The organism is Enterococcus spodopteracolus (assembly GCF_030441955.1).
GTDB classification, from domain to species: Bacteria; Bacillota; Bacilli; order Lactobacillales; family Enterococcaceae; genus Enterococcus_B; species Enterococcus_B spodopteracolus.
The window spans coordinates 314,286-336,741 of the sequence record NZ_JARJHD010000003.1 but is presented as its reverse complement, the minus strand read 5'-3'; the positions used below and the strand labels follow the sequence as shown (position 1 = coordinate 336,741).

Genomic DNA, 22,456 nt, shown 5'->3' with positions numbered 1-22,456 from the left:
GCGATTGTTAAGCTCAATTTGTTTGCTAGCATATTGCTTGCTTGTTAAAAATGTTTGTTGTCTTGAATTGAATCAAGACGCCCTACACATTTGGTTTGTCTTACTTTGTTCAGTTTTCAAAGGTCTACATGATAAATGAAACACAACTGCCTCAATTCATCATTTGTGATTGCCGTAGCAACTTTTATATCTTAGCAAACTCTCGGATGATTGTCAACTATTTTTAAAAAGTTTTTTCAACTCGTTTTTCACGAGGTCGTTTTAGCAACTCACTCATAATAACTTGTTACTTGTTATTTGTCAATCACTTTTTTTGTTTTTTTCTTTGCGAAACTAACTTCAATCAGTGAATCACTCAAAAGCAACTTCGTTATCTTATCATGTGTTAACAAACATGTCAATCACTAATTTTAAGAATCGATTTGTTTGTTTTCCGTTCTTTCGAACAAATAATAATATACCAACATCAATTTTGAAAGTCAACTAAAAAAAGACTGATTTATCAACATTTTTAAGAGAGTCGATCATTAAAAACGGGAAGCACAAAATCATTCGTTTTTAACGTGCTTTTCCTCCTATTTAAACTAGTTTCACCATGACAATGTTCATTTTTTAATTTGTTTGATCAAATTTCTTTTTTTCTTGCTATTGTTGTGTAAGTGTTCTCAATTCATTATTTCGTTTAATTGGTGTTTCTCCTTGATTTAAATCACTTTCTATTTTTGTTTCCTCTTTTATCTTAGATTTCCACCCTTCTCCCCTCTTCTTCTAAAATTTTCCTTAACAAAGCGCTGCTTTTATCTATTTATCTATTTTTTTGCTAAAATATTAAGAGTAAACACATTAATCGATGGAGGATCTACTTATGAAAATATTAATCGCAGATGACGACAAGGAAATTGTTGAATTACTTAGTATCTACGTACACAATGAAGGCTACGAAGCAGTAAAAGCCTATGATGGAAAAGAAGCATTATCGAAAGTAAGAACGATTCCTGATATTGAACTACTTATATTAGATATCATGATGCCCGAGATGGACGGCATGCAAGTGGTCAAAGAATTAAGAAAAGAATCTCAGATCCCAATCATCATGTTGACCGCGAAAACAACAGATATGGATAAAATCAAAGGATTAGTAGCTGGCGCAGATGATTATGTGACAAAACCATTCAATCCCCTTGAAGTGATGGCTAGAGTAAAATCTTTGTTACGCCGCACAAAAATGCAAGTCACACCGGATCAACCAGATGTACTGGAAGTAAATTCTTTGATTATCAATAAAGACTCGCACGAAGTCAAAACAATCGATGGAAAAGAAATCCAACTGACTGCCTTAGAATTTGGTATTCTATATCTTCTTGCAAGTCATCCTAACCATGTATTCAGTGCAGATGAAATCTTTGAACGTGTCTGGAAACAAGAAAGTATTGTTTCTGCTAAAACAGTAATGGTTCATGTTAGTCATTTAAGAGACAAGATTGAAGAAGCAACAGGTGGAGAAAAAGTCATTCAAACCGTTTGGGGAGTGGGCTATAAAATTGATGCAAGATAAAAAAGTGATCGAAAAACGACGCCGGATCAATCTGACATCTAAAGAAATCAGTGAATTATTAGCAGAAGGAATCATTACGATCATCCTTCTGCTTCTATTGAATGTAGCGATGTTGGTCATTATCAGTTCGATCATCAGTAGTTCACCTTCTTTGACAAACGCTATTTGGGATTCTAAAAATATTTTTGCCCAGCGTTTAGATAGTGATTTGTTTTGGAATGGTCGAAACTTTATTTTTCCTGTTTTCTTTTTATTAGATGTTGGTGTATTATACTGGCGATTGATTCGTCGCTACCGACAAATGCAATTACGACACATTATTAGTGAATTACATTATATCGCTAATGGCAATTATGACCATCGTATCCCTTTCGAATTAAGTGGCGACCTTAGTCGTGTAGTCAAAAGTATCAATGGTTTAGTGGACAGTACGGTAGCGGCGATTGAAGACGAACGTAAAATCGAAAAATCAAAAGACGAACTGATTACAAACGTCAGTCATGATATTCGCACACCTTTAACATCAATTATTGGCTATTTAGGTCTTATTGAAGATGGTCAATATCAAACAGAAGAAGATCTGTTGAAATATACCCACACTGCTTATGTCAAAGCGAAACAAATGAAATCACTGGTAGAAGATCTGTTCGAGTATACCAAGGTACGTCAGCCAGCGGTTCCTGTGAATTTTTCTGCATTTGATTTGATCCAATTGATTGAACAATTGGCAGCTGATTTTGAACTAGAAGCTTCTAAAAAGGAGATTCAAATTTTTGTTGAATCTCCAATCAATTCACTGATCATGGATGGTGATACTGAAAAGTTAGTTCGCGTATTCAATAATCTACTGACCAATGCCTTAAAATATGGCAAAGGTGCAACAAAGATCATCATTGGAATTGAAAAGCTTGGTTCGGAAGTTGTCGTTGTCGTCAAAAACAATGGTGCCATGATCCCCCAACAAGCCATTGACAATCTATTTGATCGATTTTACCGGGTGGAAGAATCCCGTTCACAAGAAACTGGCGGGACAGGGCTTGGTCTAGCCATTGCACAAAGTATCGTAGCATTGCACGGTGGCTATATCTATGCGAAGTCAGATCAAGATTGGACGTCTTTTATCATGCATTTCCCGCTTAAAAAAAATGAAAAGTTAGTCGGCAATCTGACAGAACATATTGACGGAAACTAAATTTTTCGCTATTCTTAGAATACAAATAAAAGAAAACAGTGAACCCAGTACATTTTATTTTTTTCAAGAGAGCTGATGGTTGGTGCAAATCAGTAAAAAATAATTTCGAAGTTCCAGTTCACCCGATGTGCCTTTCGAAATAAGAAAGGTCGGTAACAGCCGTTATCTGTTTACAAGTGCAGTCTCGATAGACTGAACTTGGGTGGTACCGCGAAACTCAAACTAGTTCGTCCCAAGATATTTCTTTGGATGAGCTGGTTTTTTTTTACAAAAAAGGAGGAAAAGAAATGTTAGATATTAAAATGATCCGTCAAAATGTTGACTATGTACAAGAAAAATTAACGTCACGTGGCGTTAAAAAAAAAGTCTTAGCGGAGTTTGTGGAGTTAGATGAATCTCGTAGAAAATTGTTGGTTGAAAGTGAAGAATTGAAAAAATACCGTAATGATGTATCTGCTGAAATCGCCCAATTAAAGCGTAATAAAGAAGAGGCAACTGCGAAGATCGCTGAAATGAAAGAAGTCGGTGGGAAAATCAAAGCACTAGACGAAGAAGTTGCACAAGTTGATGAAAAATTACAACAAATCGCTACAAGTCTCCCTAATTTACCTCATGATTCTGTGCCGGTGGGTAAAGATGAAGAGGATAACGTGGAAGCTCGTCGTTGGAGTGAACCTCGTCAATTTGCTTTTGAACCAAAACCTCACTGGGAAATTGCTGAAAATCTAGGTATTCTTGATTTTGAACGTGGGGCAAAAGTATCAGGAAGCCGCTTTGTTTACTATAAAGGATTAGGTGCTCGCTTAGAACGTGCCCTTTATAATTTTATGTTAGATCAACACGTCTATGAACATGGCTATACTGAAATGATGACACCTTACGCTGTAAACAGCCAAGCCATGTTTGGTACTGGTCAATTCCCCAAATTTAAAGAAGATGTTTTCCAATTAGCTGATACAGATTTAACTTTGATCCCAACAGCTGAAGTCCCTTTAACAAACTACTACAGCAATGAAATCTTAGCAAAAGAAGATTTACCTGTTTACTTCACTGCACTTAGCCCAGCATTCCGTTCAGAAGCAGGTAGTGCTGGTCGTGATACTCGTGGATTGATTCGTCTTCATCAGTTCAATAAAGTAGAAATGGTGAAATTTGCTGATGAAGAACATTCATATGAAGAACTTGAAAAAATGACCGCTGACGCAGAGGACATTTTGAAGAAACTGCACTTACCTTACCGTGTTATGACATTATCAACTGGGGATATGGGCTTTTCAGCAGCGAAAACCTACGATTTAGAAGTATGGATTCCTGCACAAGATACGTATCGTGAAATCAGTTCTTGCTCAAACTGTGAAGATTTCCAAGCGCGCCGTGCAATGATCCGTTACCGAGATGCAGATGGAAAAATCCATTATGCACATACATTGAATGGTTCTGGTTTAGCAGTTGGCCGTACGGTTGCTGCCATCCTTGAAAACTATCAAAATGAAGATGGTTCAGTCACAGTTCCAGAAGTACTCGTGCCTTACATGGGGAACCTAAAAGTAATCAAGTAAACAATAAAGCAGCTAAGTGATTCGTTGGCACGAATTGCTTAGCTGCTTTTTTATGATCAAGAAGTTTGATTATGATTCTACAGAATAGTTTGGTGCTTCTTTCGTAATTTGTACATCATGTGGGTGAGATTCTTTCAAACCACTGCCACTCATTTGAATGAACTGTGCATCATCTCTTAATTGTTTTAGGTTCGCTGATCCAACATAACCCATCCCTGATTTTAAACCACCAATCATTTGGAAGAGAATGTCTGCCACGCTTCCTTTGTACGCTACACGTCCTTCAATACCTTCTGGCACTAACTTATTGGCTTCATTCGTGCCACCTTGGAAGTAACGGTCTTTTGATCCTTTTTCCATGGCACCTAATGAGCCCATTCCACGGTATGTCTTGAAACGACGCCCTTGATAGATCTCAAATTCACCTGGAGATTCATCGGTTCCTGCTAACATACTACCTAACATGACAGCATGTCCACCCGCTGCTAAAGCTTTGACGATATCACCAGAATATTTAATCCCACCATCTGCAATAATGGTTTTACCATATTGGCGCGCAACTGATGCTGCATCGTAAATGGCTGTTAATTGGGGAACACCCACACCAGCAACCACACGTGTCGTACAAATCGAACCTGGTCCGATACCTACTTTGACCACGTCAACACCAACATCGTATAAAGCTTTTGTTGCTTCTGCTGTTGCTACATTACCAGCAATCAATGTTGCATCTTTAAATGTTGTGCGAATTTCTTGGATTTTACGGATTACACCTGCACTATGTCCATGCGCCGTATCAATGACAATGGCATCTGCGCCAGCATCAAGTAAAGCTTGTGCACGTTCAAATGTGTCGCTAGTGACACCAACTGCGGCAGCTACCAACAAACGACCATGTTCATCTTTTGCTGCATTTGGAAACTCGATTACTTTTTCGATATCTTTGATCGTGATCAAACCACTTAATCGACCTGCATCATCAACGATTGGTAGTTTTTCTATTTTATGTTGTTGTAAGATTTTTTCTGCATCTTTTAGAGAAGTGCCTACTGGGGCTGTTACTAAGTTTTCTTTTGTCATGACTTCGCTGATTTCGATATGAAAGTCTGTAACAAAACGCATATCACGGTTTGTAATGATTCCTACTAATTTGCGGTTTTCCAATGTTTCGACGATTGGAACTCCACTAATACGGTATCTGCTCATTAATTCTTCAGCATCTGCGACCAAGTGTTGTGGTGTCAAGAAGAATGGGTCAATGATTACACCACTTTCAGAACGTTTCACTTTACGTACTTCGTCTGCTTGTTCGCTGATTGTCATGTTTTTATGAATGACACCTAGACCACCCTGTCTTGCCATAGCAATCGCCATCTTGCTGTCAGTAACTGTATCCATACTTGCACTGATGATAGGAATATTCAATTTGATATTTTTTGCTAATTGTACACTCATATCCACTTCGTTTGGTAACACGTGACTTTCTGCTGGTATCAATAAGACATCATCAAAAGTAAATCCTTTTTTCGTGAACTTTGTTTCCCAGTTGGACATTTTTAGTACCACTCCTCTTGTTTAGTTTATCTACTAAAATAATCGATTTTCTTTTGTAAGTCAACAACTTCTACCAATCCCTTGTTTTTTCTAAGGAACTACTCAGTGAATCCTAAAAAAAGAACGTACCAGCATAATGAAGCGTCTCCTAATGTTTGATCAAAATCAAATATTAGTTAGCGTTTTCATGTGCTGCACGTTTTTTTCTTATTCAATATTTTTATTAAGCTGAAACTAGTACACTTCAAGAAAGAAAAGAGGCGTTTCACTTTTTAAACATTTGCTTCGATCAATTCTTTGATCGTTTCAATCTCATTCAAATAATATAGTTTATAGGGAATGCTTAAGCCTTTTTTCTTCGTCTCTTCGTCAAGATACTTTTCATCGACATCTGTATACACAAGTAAATCAGCAGCTAGTGTCTCCGGCTTTCTTGTATTATAGCTGATGAACTCCAGTTCGATTTTTGGCCCTAAAACAGACCGCATTTCTTTTTGAAACTTTCTTCCATGCCCGAGAATAAATTGTCCAGTTTTGATCCCTCCATATCCTAAAGGAGGTACTCCGTCAACATGAATAGAAAATATCCATTTAACTTTTTTCATATTCATTCACCCCTCATCGTTTAACTATCTCGCTCAACATGTTTTATAACATCAGTGAGCATCTCTATTATTTGATAATAACACTCTTTTATTATTTTTTATAATAATAAAAGAAGAGCGTTTTGAGATCATGGTCGTCACTGTAAGAACAATAGAAATAAACAGTAAAGAAGAGAACGTGCAGCGTAATGCTAACACGTTCTCTTCTTTACTGTTCGTCTCGTAAGTCACATAATTTCTAGATCCAATGAATTATCTTCTTGGAACAGAAAGACTGCCAACGATGCCATATTTTTTCTTTAAATAGTAACGCAACGCAAGAGCTGCTGCACCGATGATGATGATCACTACTGGATCTAATAACGGGTTCACAATTGGTGGCAACAAGGTTGTTGCTGAAAAAGCAATGACCCAGATCAATGTCGTTCCACCCAAAATCAACAAGGTTTTACCCATTCCAGGTTTTTTACTGCGATCAGCACCTGGATACTCATACTGGTAAATATACTTGTACATCAAGTAAAAGACCCATCCACCAATAGCTGAACCTAGTACAAGTGTGGTGATTCCATAAGCAGGCGTTGTTTCACGTGAAAACAATCCAGTGATTGCGATCATCACACTCAATAATCCGAGTAAGAGCAATGTATTGTCCAACCACATCAACGTTGGCGTCGAAGAAGTTTTCACTTCGACCGGTTTATTGATGATTGCTTCTGTTCTTTCAGATACCGTTCCAAATAATTGGCGGGCTGTTTTCCCACCTTTTTGTTCGGATACTAAAACGGGTAACATCTCATGCAAAGCCGTTACTTTTTCTTCTTCTGATAAATTCGCTGCTTCTAGCGACTTCTTTAAGTCAAAAATATATTGTTGATTACGTTTTGTTAGTTGTTCTTCTAACTGCGCATTTTCTTTTACGATTTCGCGTAACTGTTCTGCTTCCATTATTTTACAGTCCTCCTTAGACGCTGACGGTTGTCACAAAAGACATTTTAACATATCACATACACCGTATGATAGCCTTTTTATACATTAAAACGGAATAACATAACGTCGCCATCTTGAACGACATAGTCTTTCCCTTCTAATCGTACACGTCCGGCTTCTTTCGCTGCATGCATCGTTCCGTATTGGTCTAAATCTTCAAATGAGACTGTTTCTGCACGGATAAAGCCACGTTCAAAATCGGTATGAATGATTCCTGCAGCTTGTGGTGCTTTGATTCCTTTTTTGAACGTCCACGCACGAACTTCTTGTTCACCTGCTGTAAAGTATGTTGCTAATCCTAATAGGTCATACGCCGCACGAATCAATTGATCCAACCCTGACTCTTCAATGCCTAATGCTTCAAGAAACTCTGCTTTATCTTCGTCGTCCAGCTCAGCAATTTCTTCTTCTGCTCTGGCGCTAACGACAATAACTTCTGCGTTTTCTTCTGCAGCAAAATTACGCACTGCTTGAACATACTCATTCGCATCAGCATTGGCTACTTCATCTTCTGCCACATTAGCAACATACAAGATCGGTTTTGTTGTTAACAAGAATAAAGATTTAACGATTTTTTGTTCTTCTTCTGTAAATTCGATCGAACGTGCTGAACGTCCATCTTCTAATACTGGTTTGATTTTCTCCAACACCGCTAATTCAGCAACTGCATCTTTATCTTTTGTTTTTGCAATTTTTGCCACACGTGTATATCGCTTCGTCACTGACTCTAAATCAGCTAAGACAAGCTCTAGATTGATCGTATCAATATCTGCTAAAGGATCGACACGTCCTTCTACGTGTGTGATGTTGTCATCGTCAAAACAACGAACGACATGACAGATTGCATCTACTTGGCGAATATGACTTAAAAATTGGTTTCCTAATCCTTCGCCTTTACTTGCACCCTTAGCGATTCCAGCAATATCTGTAAATTCAAAGGTTGTTGGTACAGTTTTCTTTGGTTTTACTAATTCGGTTAAACGTTGTAAACGCCAATCGGGTACTTCAACCATTCCAATATTTGGATCAATAGTCGCAAAAGGATAGTTGGCAGCCTCTGCTCCCGCCTTTGTAATTGCATTGAACAAAGTTGATTTTCCTACGTTGGGTAAACCCACAATTCCAGCAGTTAATGCCATAAATTCATTCACTCTTTCTCTACATTTTTTTCAAGTACTTTTTTCATTTTTTTCTCAAATTCTCGACGGGTCATCATCACGATATGACCGCAATTCATACATTTGATTTTGATATCAGCGCCCATTCGGATAATCTCCCAACGGTTCGTTTGACAAGCATGAGGTTTTTTCATTTCTACGATATCATGTAAGTCGTACATAACATAGCCTCCCTCTGTTTATTCTTCATCAAATTGAATATTTAGAATATCAAGAATTCTAGTTAAATCATTTTGTGAAAGATATTCGATTTCGATTTTACCTTTCCCATTCTTTTCTTGGATGGCGACACTTGTTCCAAATTTATCCATCAAGCGATCTTCACTCTCACGGATATAATACGGTTTTTCCTTTGCTAAACGTGGGATTTTTTTCTTTTCTTGCCCATCATTTTGATTCAGCTCGGAAACGATCTGCTCTAATTGTCGAACCGTTAGATTTTCTGTTACGACACGATTGGCTAATTTTAATATCAATTGTTTATTTTTTAATCCAAGTAACGTACGAGCTTGTCCCATAGATAATCGTTGATCTTGGACCATTTCTTTCACTAAATCAGGCAATGTCAATAAACGCAAATAGTTTGCGATATAAGGACGACTTTTCCCTAAACGACTTGCAACTTCAGCTTGTGTCAACTTTAAGTTCTTCATCAACATCTCGTAAGCTTCTGCTTCTTCTAAAGGATTTAAGTCTTCACGTTGTAAGTTTTCTAAAACTGCAACTTGCATCATCGCTTCTTCGTCGAAATCTCTGACAATTGCAGGAATCGTTTCTTTTCCAGCTAACTTAGACGCCCGGAAACGACGTTCACCTGCGATGATCTCATAACCTTTCACCGACGAACGACGAACAATGATCGGTTGAAAGACACCGGAGTACTCGATCGAGTTCGCTAATTCTTGCAATGATACTTCTTCAAATGTTTTACGTGGTTGATACGGATTAGGACGCAATTCGTTGAGTGGCAACTGAATGACAGTTTCATCTTTCACGTTAACTGTTTCTAAATTTTCCAAATCTTGAAACAGCGCGTCGATTCCCCGACCTAGTCCTTTACTTTTCTTCACGATCGACCACTTCCTTTGCTAATGCTTGATACACTTCAGCGCCCCTGGAACGCGGATCATAATCAATGATAGGTTTTCCATGACTTGGTGCTTCTGACAAACGAATGTTTCGAGGAATCACTGTCTCATACACTTTTTCACGGAAATACTTCCGCACTTCTTCCACCACTTCATTTCCTAGATTCGTTCGAGCGTCATACATCGTCAATAATACCCCTTCGATTTCCAATTCAGGGTTGAAGTGTTTTTGAACCAAGCGAACAGTATTCAGTAGTTGACTTAACCCTTCTAATGCATAGTACTCACACTGCACAGGGATCAAAATCGAATCACTTGCAGTAAATGAGTTGATGGTTAGATGACCTAGAGATGGTGGGCAATCAATTAAAATGTAGTCATACTGATCGTTGACTTCAGCCAGTGAACTTTTTAAACGTGATTCTCTTGCCATCATTGAGGTCAATTCAATCTCTGCTCCCGCTAATTGAAGAGTGGCAGGCACAATGCTCAAGTTTTCATGTTCAGTAGCAATTGTCGCTTCAGGAATTGGTAACTCATTGACTAATACATCATAAATATCTTGTGTCACATCAGGTTTACGAATGCCTACTCCGCTAGTGGCATTTCCTTGTGCATCCATATCTACTAGCAACACTTGTTTACCTAAACTTGCTAAACAAGCACCTAGATTTACAGTTGTCGTTGTTTTACCAACGCCGCCTTTTTGATTTGCAACGGATATAATTTGTGCCATCTCTTCTCCTCCTACTTGATTGGTTGCTTATTCGGCAACCCAGGTTTTCTTGGATACTTCTTCGGTGTTGGTTTTTTCTTCTGTATAATCAGAATGTGGCGTTTGTCCGAGACTTTAGGTAGTTCAATTGCTTGCTCTCCGATAAATTTACCACCTAATTGCGCAATCGCTGGTTTCGCTTCTGCCAATTCTTCTTCGCTTTTCGCAGCTTTCAGTGCATAGAAATAGCCCTCTTGTTTCACTAATGGTAAACACAGTTCCGTCAATACATTTAAACGTGCCACTGCACGAGCAGTCACAAAATCAAATGATGCACGGAATTGCGAATTTTGCCCAAATGTTTCTGCACGATCATGATAAAGAGATGCATCGATTTCTAATTGATTCGTTAACTCAGTTAAAAAAGTGATTCGCTTATTCAAGGAATCAACAATCGTTATTTGTAACTCAGGAAAAGCAATTTTTAAAGGAATACTTGGAAACCCAGCCCCTGAGCCGACGTCACATAAAGTCAGGCCAGTTGAAAAATCAACATCAAATGCCAACGTCAATGAATCATAAAAGTGTTTTAAGTAAACTTCTTCTCGATCAGTGATCGCCGTCAAATTCATTTTTTCATTCCACTCCACTAATAAATGAAAATAACTGTCAAACTGCGCCATTTGCTTATCCGATAAATGAATGTCTTTTTCTGCCAAGACTTGGCGAAATTCTTCTGGTGTCATAATTTATCCTTTCATTGTGAAACAGCTAATTGTTTCACAGAATCTCTTCCTACTTTAACGCAAAATGAGCCGAGTTGCAATCTTTCTATATATAAATTTAAAGGAGGTTATGCCAAATTCGGAAGTAGGTAAATTCTTGTTCTACAATAAAAAAATAATCCGCCCTCGGACAACACAAAAAGAGTGTGCTGCCCATTGCTCACACTCCTTTATTTTCTATTATTTAGTTAGACAACAATCACTTCTCAATAGTGCTTTTATCGATCGTTCACTTTTGTAGCAAGGGTTAGAACAATTGATTCGCTAATTCTTTGTCACGTGCCACCATTTCATTGATTTTTTGGGTGATTTCATCGGCGAGCGTTTGAAACTGTTCCGACATCTGATCGATCTGGCAGATCTTATCTCTAAATTCCTGTGTTGGCTCATCGACAATCTCTCATTTTGTACAATTAACTTCGGCTAATGTTTCAATTACCTCGTTGTACGTCAAATGTGGCGTATAATTGCGTATTCTTCCCAACCAGTCATTCCCTAACTCTTCCAACTCCGTGATCCCGCTTTGGTAAATCACGCGAACATTGCTCATCGCCTCATCAAATTTACTTGCTGCGGTCCGTACGACAGCTAATGCTTGGCTATCTTCTAAATAAATTTTTTCTGATTGAGAAAGTCCGCCGCCACTTGCAGTCAGCTTCTTACCTAACTCTTTTAAGGTCAAGAATTCTTTGACTTGAACCTTGAGCCACTCATTTTCTTCTTTCACACGCTTGATTTCATCTAGCGTATGCTCGCCACTGACTGCTAGTAGTTTGATCATTGCTTCGTTTTCCAAAAGTGTTTGTTGCCACAAAGTTGCGGCTAACAAGATCCCCCCCTTGCCATCGACGTATACGATGATTTGACCATGCTTATCGATATAATTTTCTTCTTCATCTGTTCTGAATTGATCCAGCGAATGGCCAAATGTTTCCCAGCCCGAATTATCGATTCCAAAACTATTGATTGGAAGCATCCCTTTCCCACCAGTGAAAAGCCCACTCGTGACGACATCCGAAGTGTCGTAGATATTGATCAGGGTACCGTTATGATTATCGAATAAGGCTTATGCAAGCCCTGGTCCTGCCGCGCCGTACGTCACAGCCATTGATTGCTGCGACAAAAAGTGCTTTAGCGCCACCTAATGAGTGCCCTGTCGTTGAGATCGTATAGCCATCTGATTTGGGATACTGCTTTTCAATTTCACGGGCATAGTTCAAGGCAGAAGCAAATGCACCATTTGAGTGTTTGTTGCTCTCCCAAATCTCCACGAGGTTAGTATGCCAATCTTTGAGCGAAGTCGTGCCAGCGTAAGCAATCGTAAGGTTTTTGGTGATGACGGAGTCGGGGAAGCCAGGTAATTTTCTTAATTGCTCTTCATTGTACCCAAGATATTCCTCTTTTATTTTAGCAACTACCATTGCTTGCATACTATTTTTCTTTGGCTTAGATTCATTACCGATTTTGTCTTTATTTGTATCTACTGTTTTTATGACTATATAAGGGATTTCTTTTACTAGATGATTTACTTTTATCAATCCATCTTCAACTTTATACACAGAATCAGATAGCCACCTATTTTGATCCATCAATCTATCCCTCCTTCGTAATAGATAATTTGTTCATCTGCCATAATCGAATTAATTTTTTCTTTTCTTTTTGTAATATAATAAGGACCAGTTCCAGTGCTATCAGAAATCATGTATATAGGTTTATTTGTTTCTGCGGAAATAGTACTTAAACTTACTTCCTCCTCATATACTCCATTAACAGTGAAATAAATGGTCAAAAAATTCATCGGACTCACTGAATATCCAGTGAATTCAATTTTAGTTATCTCCTCATATTCTCTGACCTCTAACAATGCTTTCAAATATTCTTCCGTAGTCATTTCACCTTGTCCGCAGTCATACTTTCTGAAAATTTCTTCTTCTTTCTCCCGATTGTTTACATAGAGACGATAATTGTTATACACATAATTCGCCAGATCCTTCTGTATTTCCAGCAATTCTTGAAGATCTTCTTCTCTTTTATCCATGTAGATCTTTCCTCCGATTCCTCCTAAGATAATGATCACTAATACAACTAACCAAAGCCGTTTGTTCATAGATCCTCCTTTCAGTTAGCTACTATTTTTGTCAATGCTTCACAATAAGATACGTATAGTTCATTTTATTCTGCGATCACATTTCAATATTAAGTTATTTTATGTATACTTATAGAGAGAAAGACAAGTGTTGTGACGTATATTTTTTATAAAGTTAATCTCAATTGATTATAACAAAAATAAGGAGGTTTTTTAGATCGAAACAAAAATAAAATTGTTATTTTTAAAATTTTTAATGCTACTTTCTTGCCTGCTTTTTTCTCGATGTTTTTTCATGCGTTATCTCTATTATTATTCTATTACGCTTTTTCCACCATCTGGCCCTGTCGATTTTTGGGTTCCTTTCTTCTTAGTGATAATCATTACGTTATTCCTTTATGTCAGTCTTCACTGTGCTTTCACAAGAAACATCTATCGGGAATGGCTGGTCTTTTTTTCTTTGCTGTACATCACCTTTCTCATTTATTTACTTTTCTTAAAAAATATCGGGATACGAGGCGTAGAATTTCAGCTATTTTCGTGGGTGAAGGATTTGATTTATGGTGATCCAATGATTGTGCTGTTTAATATTTTACTGTTTCTACCTTTAGGCTAGATTTTACCAGTAAGTTGGAAGAATACTATCTTAGTCCTTTCAGCTGTCTTAGGCGTTGAATGGATCCAATATTTCTTTTACCTAGGTATTTTTGATTTAGGGGATGTTTTTGTAAATACTTGTGGGTTTCTTATTGGTGCATGTATAAATAGGTGGCTGATCAGTCGATGGGATATTCAGGTTTCTTCTTTTTTACATAAGTGATTTACTCTATGTTCTTGCTAACAAAAAAAGAGCCGACGAATCAATCATTCGTCGGCTCTTTTTTTGTTTAGTGCTTTATTTAAGCAGATGTTTCCACTTTCGCAATCTTCCCTTGTTCGATGTAGACCATCAAGATGCTTAGGTCCGCTGGATTGACACCGCTGATGCGGCTTGCTTGTGCGATGGTTTCTGGACGGATTTTTTGAAGCTTTTGTTTTGCTTCCGTTGCTAATCCGTTGATCGCAGCGTAGTCAATGTTTTCTGGGATGCGTTTGGCTTCCATTCGTTTTAGTTTTTCTACTTTTTCTAATGCTTTTTTGATGTATCCTTCATATTTTAGTTGAATTTCAACTTGCTCGATTTCTTTACGTGTTAACTCCGCATTTTCTGGAATAAATCGTAATAGATCGGCATAGGTGATTTCTGGGCGACGCAAGAAATCACTTGCTAGCACACCATCTTTTAATGGTGCAGCATTTAATTCTGCTAAAAAGGCTTGGACTTCTGCTGTCGGTTTGATACGAACGTTCATCAAACGTTTGATTTCTTGTTCAACTGCTGCTTTCTTTTTCAAATAAGCAGTATACTGTTCTTCTTTTACTAGACCGATCTGGTGACCCATTTCTGTTAGGCGTAGATCAGCATTATCATGACGAAGAAGTAAACGATATTCTGCCCGGGATGTCAGTAAGCGATAAGGTTCATTCGTTCCTTTTGTGACTAAATCATCGATCATGACACCGATATAGCCGTCACTACGTTTGATGACTAATGGCTCTTTTCCTTGAACTTTCAATGCTGCATTGATTCCTGCAATCAGCCCTTGTCCCGCTGCTTCTTCATATCCACTTGTCCCATTGGTTTGACCGGCCGTATAAAGATTTTCTACGACTTTCGTTTCTAATGTTGGACGCAACTGGTGTGGTTCGACTACATCGTACTCAATGGCATAGCCCGTACGCATCATCTCTGCTTTTTCTAATCCAGCAATCGAATGCAACATATCCACTTGGACGTCTTCTGGAAGTGAAGTTGAAAGTCCTTGAACATACACTTCTTCTGTATTCAATCCTTCTGGTTCTAAAAAGAGTTGATGACGTGGTTTGTCTGCAAAACGGACGATTTTGTCTTCAATTGAAGGACAGTAACGTGCGCCGACGCCTTCAACGATTCCTGTAAACATTGGTGCGCGGTGTAGATTGTCACGAATGATTTGATGGGTCGTTTCACCTGTATAAGTCAACCAACAAGGTTCTTGTTCTAAGTTATAGGCACTGTCCGGTGTGGCAAAGCTAAAATGATTTGGCTCCTTGTCTCCCGGTTGTTCTTCTGTGACAGAGTAATCGATCGTACTTGATTTCACACGTGGAGGCGTTCCGGTTTTAAAACGATCAATGGCAAAACCTAATTCTTTTAAATGATTGGCTAAACCAATTGATGGTTGTGAGTTATTCGGACCAGACGAATATTTTAATTCACCGATAATAATCTCACCACGTAATGCGGTACCTGCAGTGATAACGACTGCTTTTGAACGATAGCTTGCACCTGTTGAAGTGACTACACCACGACAAACCCCATCTTCAACGATCAATTCTTCAACGATTCCTTGTCTTAGTGTCAAATCCTCTTCTTTTTCAATTGTATGTTTCATTTCACTGGCATAGGCATGCTTGTCTGCTTGTGCACGTAATGCTCGGACAGCAGGTCCTTTCCCAGTGTTCAACATTCTCATTTGAATGTATGTCTTATCAATGTTCTTACCCATTTCGCCGCCTAGTGCATCAATCTCGCGTACGACAACGCCTTTGGCTGGACCGCCGACGGAAGGGTTACATGGCATAAATGCCACCATATCTAAATTGATCGTTAATAGTAACGTTTTTGACCCCATACGTGCAGCAGCCAAAGCGGCTTCTGAACCAGCATGTCCTGCACCGACAACGATCACATCATATTCTTCTGCTTGATAATGATTCAAGAACTGTTCCTCCTTTATTTTCCAAGACAAAATTGACTAAACAATTGTGTGATCAATTCATCTTGGACACTATCTCCTACGACTTCACCAAGGTAATCCCAACAGCGAGTCATATCCATTTGAACTAGGTCAACAGGCATACCTGCATCGATTCCTGCGATCACTTCTTGTAAAGAGATGGCCGCTTTTTCGAGCAAAGCAATATGACGGGTATTGGATACATAAGTTGCATCTCTTTCGCCAGTTTGCCCGCCAAAGAACAACTCAGAGATGGCCGTTTCTAATCGGTCTAACCCTTCATTATTGGCAACCGAAACAGCGAATACTGGTTCATCCTCGATCAATGATAAAAGCTTGTCTTCCTCTAATTGTTTCGGTAAATCAGTTTTATTCAATAGAATGATCCGCTTCAATCCTTTTGTTGCTTCCAACAACTGTTCATCTTCAATCGTCAACGGCTCGCTTTGATTCAAGACAAGTAAGATCAATTCAGATTCTGCCAAAGCTTTACGACTACGAGCAACACCGATTTGTTCCACGATATCTTCTGTTTCCCGAATACCTGCTGTGTCGATCAGTTTCAACGGTACGCCACGAACATTGACGTATTCTTCAATCACATCTCTTGTCGTTCCCGCAATATCTGTCACGATGGCTTTTTCTTCTCGTAATAAATGGTTCAGTAAGCTTGACTTACCAACGTTTGGACGACCGATGATGGCCGTACTTAATCCTTCTCGTAAGACCTTGCCTTGTTGTGATGTTGCTAAAAGAACTTCGATACGTTGTTGGATCATCTGCGCTTTTTCTAATAGAAGTTTTGTCGTCAATTCTTCCACATCATCATATTCAGGGTAATCGATATTCACTTCGACTTGTGCTAATGTCTCTAAAATTTCTTGTCGAAGGGAACGGATCAATGCAGACAGATTTCCATCTAATTGGTTCAACGCGACACCCATCGCCTTATCTGTTTTTGCACGGATCAGGTCCATGACTGCTTCAGCTTGGGATAAATCAACTCGTCCATTTAAAAAGGCACGCTTTGTAAATTCTCCTGGCTCTGCTAAACGTGCGCCTTCTCTTAATAGAAGCTGTAAAATTTGATTGACGACAACGATGCCCCCATGGCAATTGATTTCTACAACATCTTCTCGGGTAAATGTTCGTGGTGCGCGCATGACGGATACCATGACTTCATCGATTAATTGTTCACTTTTGGGATCGACGATATGCCCATAATGAATCGTATGACTAGGAACATCCAACAACTGTTTATTGCCACTTTGATAGACTTTATTGGCAATGGTCAACGCTTGATCACCGCTTAAACGCACAATACTTATCGCCCCTTCACCCGGTGGCGTAGAGATTGCTGCAATCGTATCAAATTCTAAGGTTATTTCAGCCATTTTTTCACTTCCTTTTTCATTTTACGCACAAAAAAAAGTGCCCACTTCACCCTTTGCAATAAATGGTGAACTTCGCACTTTGACTGCTTGTTCTGTTTAAATTCTGGTCATAGACTATCATATCTACTTCTAGTAATCAAGCTTTTTTGTTTATTTTTATGAAAGTCACTAATCAATCTTAAACTTTGTCTGCACAGGATTCTTTTGACTGAAACTATCATTAGATCACTCTCTATAGAAGTAAATATACTTTTATATCTTTATCTTTGTTCCAAAAAACGTTACACTTAAATGGTAACGGTATCTACATACTTTTTCTTTACCGAAAGGAGCAAAAATTATGGCCCAATTTAAGCCTAGTGCAGTGGACGGAGTAGATGATCCACGAATCAATGAAGTGGTGTTATCTACGGGAAATATCAATCAAAAATATATCGTCAGAGATATCGTATTTGTCGCAGAATGTATTGAAGGGGACTTATTCGACCCTACATTCAATAGTGATGACATGTTCTTGACAACAAAACAAAAATTAAAAAAGAAAGTGTTAGATTATGGCGCAAATGCAGTCATCAATTGTCACTTTGAATATCAACAAAAACCCCGAGATGGCAAACAGATCATCGAACTTTTTGCTTACGGTACCGTGATCCAATTTGTCCAGACAACGATTGGTTGATCACAAAAAAACGTGCAGAGCTTTCGCTCTGCACGTTTTTTCTACCAAAGTAAAGACTACCATCGTATACTCCGATAAGAATGATTTCTAATAAAATATACTTTGTTTGGAAAAGTTTGTCAATCTGATCGCAAGATTTTGGTTCTTCTCTTCGTAATCGCTATCTAGCTGGTTCGACAACTAAGTAACGATATGGTTCATCACCTTCTGAATGGGTTTGTACCCCCTCATGTTTACTTAAGGTCGCGTGGATTTGTTTGCGTTCAAACGCAGGCATCGGTTCTAAAAATACAGGCTGCCCTGTACGCAAGACTTTTTCTGCGGTGCGCTCAGCTAAACGTTGGATGATCTCTTGTCGTTTTTCACGATAGTTGCCTACGTTTACCACGATAGAGAGTTTATTACCGACTACTCGATGGATGAACACCTGCGCCAAATATTGCAAAGCATTTAACGTTTTTCCATGTTTGCCGATCAATAGACCTTGTTTATCCGTTTCTAAATGGAAGACGATCAAATTCGCTTCTCGTGTCATTTTTACTACAGCTGGTGCATTTAGTTGCTGGGAGATCTCAGTGAGATAGGTTGCTAATTCCGATAAAGCTGCTTCGTCACCTAATTCACTTTTTTCTTCAATCAAGTCCTCAGGTTCGATTTCATCCGTATTTTCTGTTTGAATAGATGTTTCTTCCAACACTTCTTCTACGGTTTCTTCGATCGTTTCAGAGACAACTTCGCTGATATTCGGTTCGATTGAAAGTTTGGCATTTCTTTTTCCCATTCCGAGAAATCCTTTTTTTCCTTCATCAAGTATCTCAATAGCGACTTGCTCTTTTGCTAGTCCTAACTCATTCAATCCAATTTCAACAGCTTCATCTACGGTTGCAGCTTCATAAATCGGCATTTGCATTCCCTCCCTTATTTTTTACGTTTTTTCTTAGGACTTTGTGCCTTACGCAAAGCACGTTCTTTTTCACGGATACGTTGTGCTTCTTCTTCACGCTCACGTTTGATTTTAAATGGATTATTGATCAATAGTGTTTGGAACACTTGGAAAGCATTTGACACTACCCAGTATAGTGAAAGTCCACTGGCTAAATTGACCCCCATAACCAAGATCATCACTGGCATCGCAAAATTCATGACTTTCAATGAAGCATTCGATTCCACTTGGCTCATGCTTGATAAATACGTACTTGCAAATGTAAAGATGGCAGCCAACACTGGTAAAATAAAGGTTGGGTCAGCGTTCCCTAAGTTCAACCATAAAAAGTGACCTTGACTCAACGCAGGAACACGAGAAATTGATTGCCATAAAGCCATTAAGATTGGCATTTGTACTAATAAAGGCAAACAACCTGCATATGGATTTACACCATTTTCAGCATATAACCGTTGTTGTGCTTCTCTTAACTTACTTTGTGTTTCAGGATCTTTTGAACTATATTCTTGTTGGATCGCTTTTAGTTTTGGTTGAAGTTCTTGGGTCTTACGCATACTTTTTGTTTGGAAATGCATTAATGGTAATAAAATTACGCGAATGATGATCGTGAATAAAATGATCCCGATCCCAACATTTCCAAATGACAATGCTTTAATCGCTTCTGCAAAATAATAAACAATGTAGCGATCCCAAATTCCTGTACTTTGTGCGCTGACTTCTCCAGTTCCACAACCGGATAAGACGATGATCAGACCGACAAGTCCGGCCATCAAAAGTAAACGTTTGTATTTCTTCACTTACTCTTTTCCTCTCTGTCGATTATTTTTGCAAGCTTTAAGACATGGACTAAGTTGGAGCGAATCTCATCGTAAGTCAGTCCTTTGATGCTTGGTCTAGCAATCACAATAAAATCTAATTCCGGCTCGATCTCTTCTTTCAATGAATAGATCGCCGCACGGATTTTTCGTTTTACTTCATTGCGACATACAGCGTTTCCGACTTTCTTACCTACAGATAAGCCAACACGAAAATGCGGTTGTTCCTTCTTTTCTAAACGGTACACGACAAACTTACGGTTAGCAAAGGAAGCGCCGGTTTGAAACACCGCTTGGAACTCTCGTTCTTTTTTCACTCGATACGCTTTTTTCATTCGTTTTCTTTCCTTTTCTATCTCTCACTTACGCTCCCAATCATACCATATTTCCTATAAGTCTTTCACCTTTTCCTCTAAAAAAGGGCATAAAAAAAAACCACTGTAACCCCAGTGGTCTAAGCTGAAAGAACTTTTCTTCCTTTACGACGACGGCTAGCTAAAACACGACGTCCATTTTTAGTACTCATACGTTTACGGAATCCGTGAACTTTTTGACGTTTACGTTTATTTGGTTGGTATGTTCTTTTCATCTTGTTCCACCTCCAGAAATTCTTATCTACATGTACATGAATTAAACACAGACATACTTTGATAGTATAACGAGTACTTAGGTGATTTGTCAATATAAAAAAAAGCTTTTATTTCGAAAATAATCCTCTCATTTTATCCACAACAGTATTTTTCACGCTGTGTTTACAATGTGGATAAAGTTATGCACAGAAGTTTTCCACAGTGTTTTACCCTCAGTTTTTACACAGAATAAACACCTGAAAATAAGTAATCCACAATTTCATAATTTCTTGTGCATTGATTTCTGTAAGTACTGTCATTATTAATTTTTTTATCCACAGCCCACTGGGTAAATCTCTAGTTTTACACCACTTATCCACCTGTTGATTACTCTTGTGTATATCTTTTTTTCCTCTCTGTGTTTTTCTTCTTTTTTTTTCTTCTGGATACTGTGGATAATTGTTATAAAAAATTTTTTTCTTTTCTTTCTGTGGAAAACTTTTGTAAAAAATGCTAAATTAGTACTAGCTATTTACTTTTAATGAAGGAGGAGGCCTTGTATGGTATCCCTCGATGCTTTATGGACTGAATTAAAAACGACTTATCAAAAAGAACTGTCTCCAGCAAGTTACAATACTTGGATTGAGACAGCACAACCTAAATCCTTAGAACAAAGCCAATTAGTGGTAACTGTTCCAAGCAAGATCCATAAGGAATATTGGGAAAAAAATCTCGCAACAAAGATTGTTGAGGTCGGCTACATGTTAACGGGAAAAGAAATCATTCCACGTTTTGTGACCGGTGAAGAAGCGGAACAAGAAGAAGTAGAAGAAATCAAAACAATGAAAGTTCTCCCAATCACACCAATCAAAAAAGCGATGTTGAATCCTAAGTATACCTTCGATACCTTTGTGATCGGAAAAGGTAACCAGATGGCTCATGCCGCTGCCTTGGTCGTTGCTGAAGATCCTGGTTCGATTTATAATCCATTGTTCTTCTATGGTGGTGTCGGACTTGGTAAGACTCACTTGATGCACGCGATTGGTCATCAAATGTTGTTAAGTCAGCCAAATGCGAAGGTCAAATATGTAAGCAGTGAGACGTTTGCCAATGATTTTATCAATTCGATCCAAAATAAAACGGCCGAAGAATTTCGCCAAGAATATCGAAATGTCGACTTATTATTAGTCGATGATATTCAATTTTTTGCTGAAAAAGAAGCAACTCAAGAAGAATTTTTCCATACCTTCAATGCGCTCTACAATGAAGGAAAACAAATCGTCCTAACGAGTGATCGTTTACCAAACGAAATCCCAAAATTGCAGGAACGTCTCGTTTCTCGCTTTGCTTGGGGACTTTCAGTAGATATCACGCCACCTGACCTTGAAACAAGAACAGCTATTTTGAGAAAAAAAGCCGCAGCAGAACGCTTAGAAATCCCTGATGATACTTTAAGTTATATTGCGGGACAAATCGATTCCAACATTCGTGAACTAGAAGGCGCTCTTGTACGTGTTCAAGCATTTGCTACGATGAACAGTGAAGATATATCAACTAGTTTAGCTGCTGATGCCTTAAAAACATTGAAATCTGGCAAAGGTCACCCGCAACTCTCGATTTTGCAGATCCAAGAAGAAGTTGCAAAGTATTACCATATTCAATTAAAGGATCTAAAAGGAAAGAAACGCGTCAAATCGATCGTTGTTCCTCGGCAAATCGCTATGTACTTGGCTCGGGAATTAACCGATAGCTCTCTTCCTAAAATCGGCGCTGAATTTGGTGGAAAAGATCATACAACTGTCATCCATGCGCACGAAAAAATCCAGCAGCTGATCGATTCAAGTGTCAGCATGCAAAATGAAGTATCAGAAATCAAAAATTTCCTATTAAACTAAAAAGATGATTGATAGGAAGAAAAACACCTTGTGGA

General features: G+C 38.4%; 21 protein-coding genes, 1 pseudogene and 1 other annotated feature. Of the genes and pseudogenes, 6 read left to right on the top strand and 16 right to left on the bottom strand.

What is annotated here, in order from left to right; translation table 11 throughout:
• Positions 1-865 precede the first annotated feature (865 nt).
• The 3 genes from croR to serS all read left to right on the top strand — a co-directional run bounded on the left by croR (position 866) and on the right by serS (position 4,306).
• Complete coding sequence (croR, locus tag P3R27_RS06665) at positions 866-1,555, top strand: response regulator transcription factor CroR (protein ID WP_034690727.1); 690 nt, start codon at positions 866-868, stop codon at positions 1,553-1,555.
• Entirely contained in the window at positions 1,542-2,747 is a 1,206-nt protein-coding gene (locus P3R27_RS06660) for a sensor histidine kinase (RefSeq protein ID WP_200868985.1), read from the top strand. The genes croR and P3R27_RS06660 overlap by 14 nt, the downstream gene beginning before the upstream one ends.
• Positions 2,748-2,772: 25 nt before the next feature.
• Positions 2,773-2,985, top strand: a binding site (T-box leader).
• Positions 2,986-3,034: 49 nt separating this feature from the next.
• A complete protein-coding gene (gene serS, locus P3R27_RS06655; protein ID WP_034690720.1) occupies positions 3,035-4,306 on the top strand; it encodes a serine--tRNA ligase in 1,272 nt (423 codons plus the stop codon).
• A 69-nt stretch (positions 4,307-4,375) separates the two neighbouring features.
• Here the strand turns inward: serS and guaB are convergent, their stop codons facing one another.
• The 10 genes and pseudogenes from guaB to P3R27_RS06605 form a co-directional block, all read right to left on the bottom strand.
• Complete coding sequence (gene guaB, locus P3R27_RS06650; protein WP_010734584.1) at positions 4,376-5,860, bottom strand: IMP dehydrogenase; 1,485 nt, start codon at positions 5,858-5,860, stop codon at positions 4,376-4,378.
• A 272-nt stretch (positions 5,861-6,132) separates the two neighbouring features.
• On the bottom strand, positions 6,133-6,465 hold the full coding sequence (locus P3R27_RS06645) for a hypothetical protein (RefSeq protein WP_301356790.1): 333 nt from the start codon (positions 6,463-6,465) through the stop codon (positions 6,133-6,135).
• 252 nt (positions 6,466-6,717) lie between these two features.
• Positions 6,718-7,413 carry a DUF1129 domain-containing protein gene (locus tag P3R27_RS06640; RefSeq protein ID WP_019722878.1) on the bottom strand — a complete coding sequence of 232 codons (696 nt, stop codon included), beginning with the start codon at positions 7,411-7,413 and terminating at the stop codon, positions 6,718-6,720.
• An 80-nt stretch (positions 7,414-7,493) separates the two neighbouring features.
• Positions 7,494-8,594, bottom strand: a complete 1,101-nt coding sequence (gene ychF, locus P3R27_RS06635; RefSeq protein WP_301356793.1) for a redox-regulated ATPase YchF — start codon at positions 8,592-8,594, stop codon at positions 7,494-7,496.
• A gap of 8 nt (positions 8,595-8,602) precedes the next feature.
• Positions 8,603-8,794, bottom strand: coding sequence for a DUF951 domain-containing protein (locus tag P3R27_RS06630; protein WP_010734580.1), 192 nt, complete (start codon positions 8,792-8,794; stop codon positions 8,603-8,605).
• Positions 8,795-8,812: 18 nt separating this feature from the next.
• A complete protein-coding gene (locus P3R27_RS06625) occupies positions 8,813-9,703 on the bottom strand; it encodes a ParB/RepB/Spo0J family partition protein (protein WP_010734579.1) in 891 nt (296 codons plus the stop codon).
• Positions 9,690-10,457, bottom strand: coding sequence for a ParA family protein (locus tag P3R27_RS06620; RefSeq protein ID WP_034690711.1), 768 nt, complete (start codon positions 10,455-10,457; stop codon positions 9,690-9,692). The genes P3R27_RS06625 and P3R27_RS06620 overlap by 14 nt, the downstream gene beginning before the upstream one ends.
• A gap of 11 nt (positions 10,458-10,468) precedes the next feature.
• Positions 10,469-11,182: a 16S rRNA (guanine(527)-N(7))-methyltransferase RsmG gene (rsmG, locus tag P3R27_RS06615; RefSeq protein ID WP_034690708.1), complete on the bottom strand. Its 714-nt coding sequence runs from the start codon at positions 11,180-11,182 to the stop codon at positions 10,469-10,471.
• A 286-nt stretch (positions 11,183-11,468) separates the two neighbouring features.
• Positions 11,469-12,810 (bottom strand): annotated as a pseudogene (locus P3R27_RS06610) (lipase family protein).
• A complete protein-coding gene (locus P3R27_RS06605) occupies positions 12,810-13,328 on the bottom strand; it encodes a hypothetical protein (RefSeq protein ID WP_034690705.1) in 519 nt (172 codons plus the stop codon). The pseudogene P3R27_RS06610 and the gene P3R27_RS06605 overlap by 1 nt, the downstream one beginning before the upstream one ends.
• Before the next feature lie 595 nt (positions 13,329-13,923).
• Between P3R27_RS06605 and P3R27_RS15190 the strand changes: the two genes are divergently transcribed.
• Positions 13,924-14,127, top strand: coding sequence for a VanZ family protein (locus P3R27_RS15190; protein WP_080693194.1), 204 nt, complete (start codon positions 13,924-13,926; stop codon positions 14,125-14,127).
• Positions 14,128-14,206: 79 nt separating this feature from the next.
• Here the strand turns inward: P3R27_RS15190 and mnmG are convergent, their stop codons facing one another.
• Both mnmG and mnmE read right to left on the bottom strand, forming a co-directional pair.
• On the bottom strand, positions 14,207-16,108 hold the full coding sequence (gene mnmG, locus P3R27_RS06600; RefSeq protein ID WP_126134419.1) for a tRNA uridine-5-carboxymethylaminomethyl(34) synthesis enzyme MnmG: 1,902 nt from the start codon (positions 16,106-16,108) through the stop codon (positions 14,207-14,209).
• Positions 16,109-16,122: 14 nt separating this feature from the next.
• Complete coding sequence (mnmE, locus tag P3R27_RS06595; RefSeq protein WP_034689708.1) at positions 16,123-17,520, bottom strand: tRNA uridine-5-carboxymethylaminomethyl(34) synthesis GTPase MnmE; 1,398 nt, start codon at positions 17,518-17,520, stop codon at positions 16,123-16,125.
• 340 nt (positions 17,521-17,860) lie between these two features.
• Here mnmE and P3R27_RS06590 point away from each other — a divergent pair, with 340 nt between their 5' ends.
• Entirely contained in the window at positions 17,861-18,199 is a 339-nt protein-coding gene (locus tag P3R27_RS06590) for a heavy metal-binding domain-containing protein (RefSeq protein WP_010734567.1), read from the top strand.
• A gap of 160 nt (positions 18,200-18,359) precedes the next feature.
• Here P3R27_RS06590 and jag read toward each other — a convergent pair whose 3' ends face one another.
• From jag to rpmH, 4 genes are all read right to left on the bottom strand, one after another.
• Positions 18,360-19,103 (bottom strand): RNA-binding cell elongation regulator Jag/EloR, encoded by a 744-nt coding sequence (jag, locus tag P3R27_RS06585; protein ID WP_034689706.1) that lies wholly within the window; start codon positions 19,101-19,103, stop codon positions 18,360-18,362.
• Between the two features lie 14 nt (positions 19,104-19,117).
• A complete protein-coding gene (locus P3R27_RS06580; RefSeq protein WP_010734565.1) occupies positions 19,118-19,939 on the bottom strand; it encodes a YidC/Oxa1 family membrane protein insertase in 822 nt (273 codons plus the stop codon).
• On the bottom strand, positions 19,936-20,292 hold the full coding sequence (gene rnpA / locus P3R27_RS06575) for a ribonuclease P protein component (protein WP_010734564.1): 357 nt from the start codon (positions 20,290-20,292) through the stop codon (positions 19,936-19,938). Before rnpA ends, P3R27_RS06580 begins: the two co-directional genes overlap by 4 nt.
• Positions 20,293-20,411: 119 nt before the next feature.
• On the bottom strand, positions 20,412-20,546 hold the full coding sequence (gene rpmH / locus P3R27_RS06570) for a 50S ribosomal protein L34 (protein ID WP_002293121.1): 135 nt from the start codon (positions 20,544-20,546) through the stop codon (positions 20,412-20,414).
• Between the two features lie 540 nt (positions 20,547-21,086).
• On the opposite strand from rpmH, the gene dnaA reads away from it, so the two are divergent.
• Positions 21,087-22,421, top strand: coding sequence for a chromosomal replication initiator protein DnaA (gene dnaA, locus P3R27_RS06565; RefSeq protein ID WP_034689704.1), 1,335 nt, complete (start codon positions 21,087-21,089; stop codon positions 22,419-22,421).
• Positions 22,422-22,456: the final 35 nt, after the last annotated feature.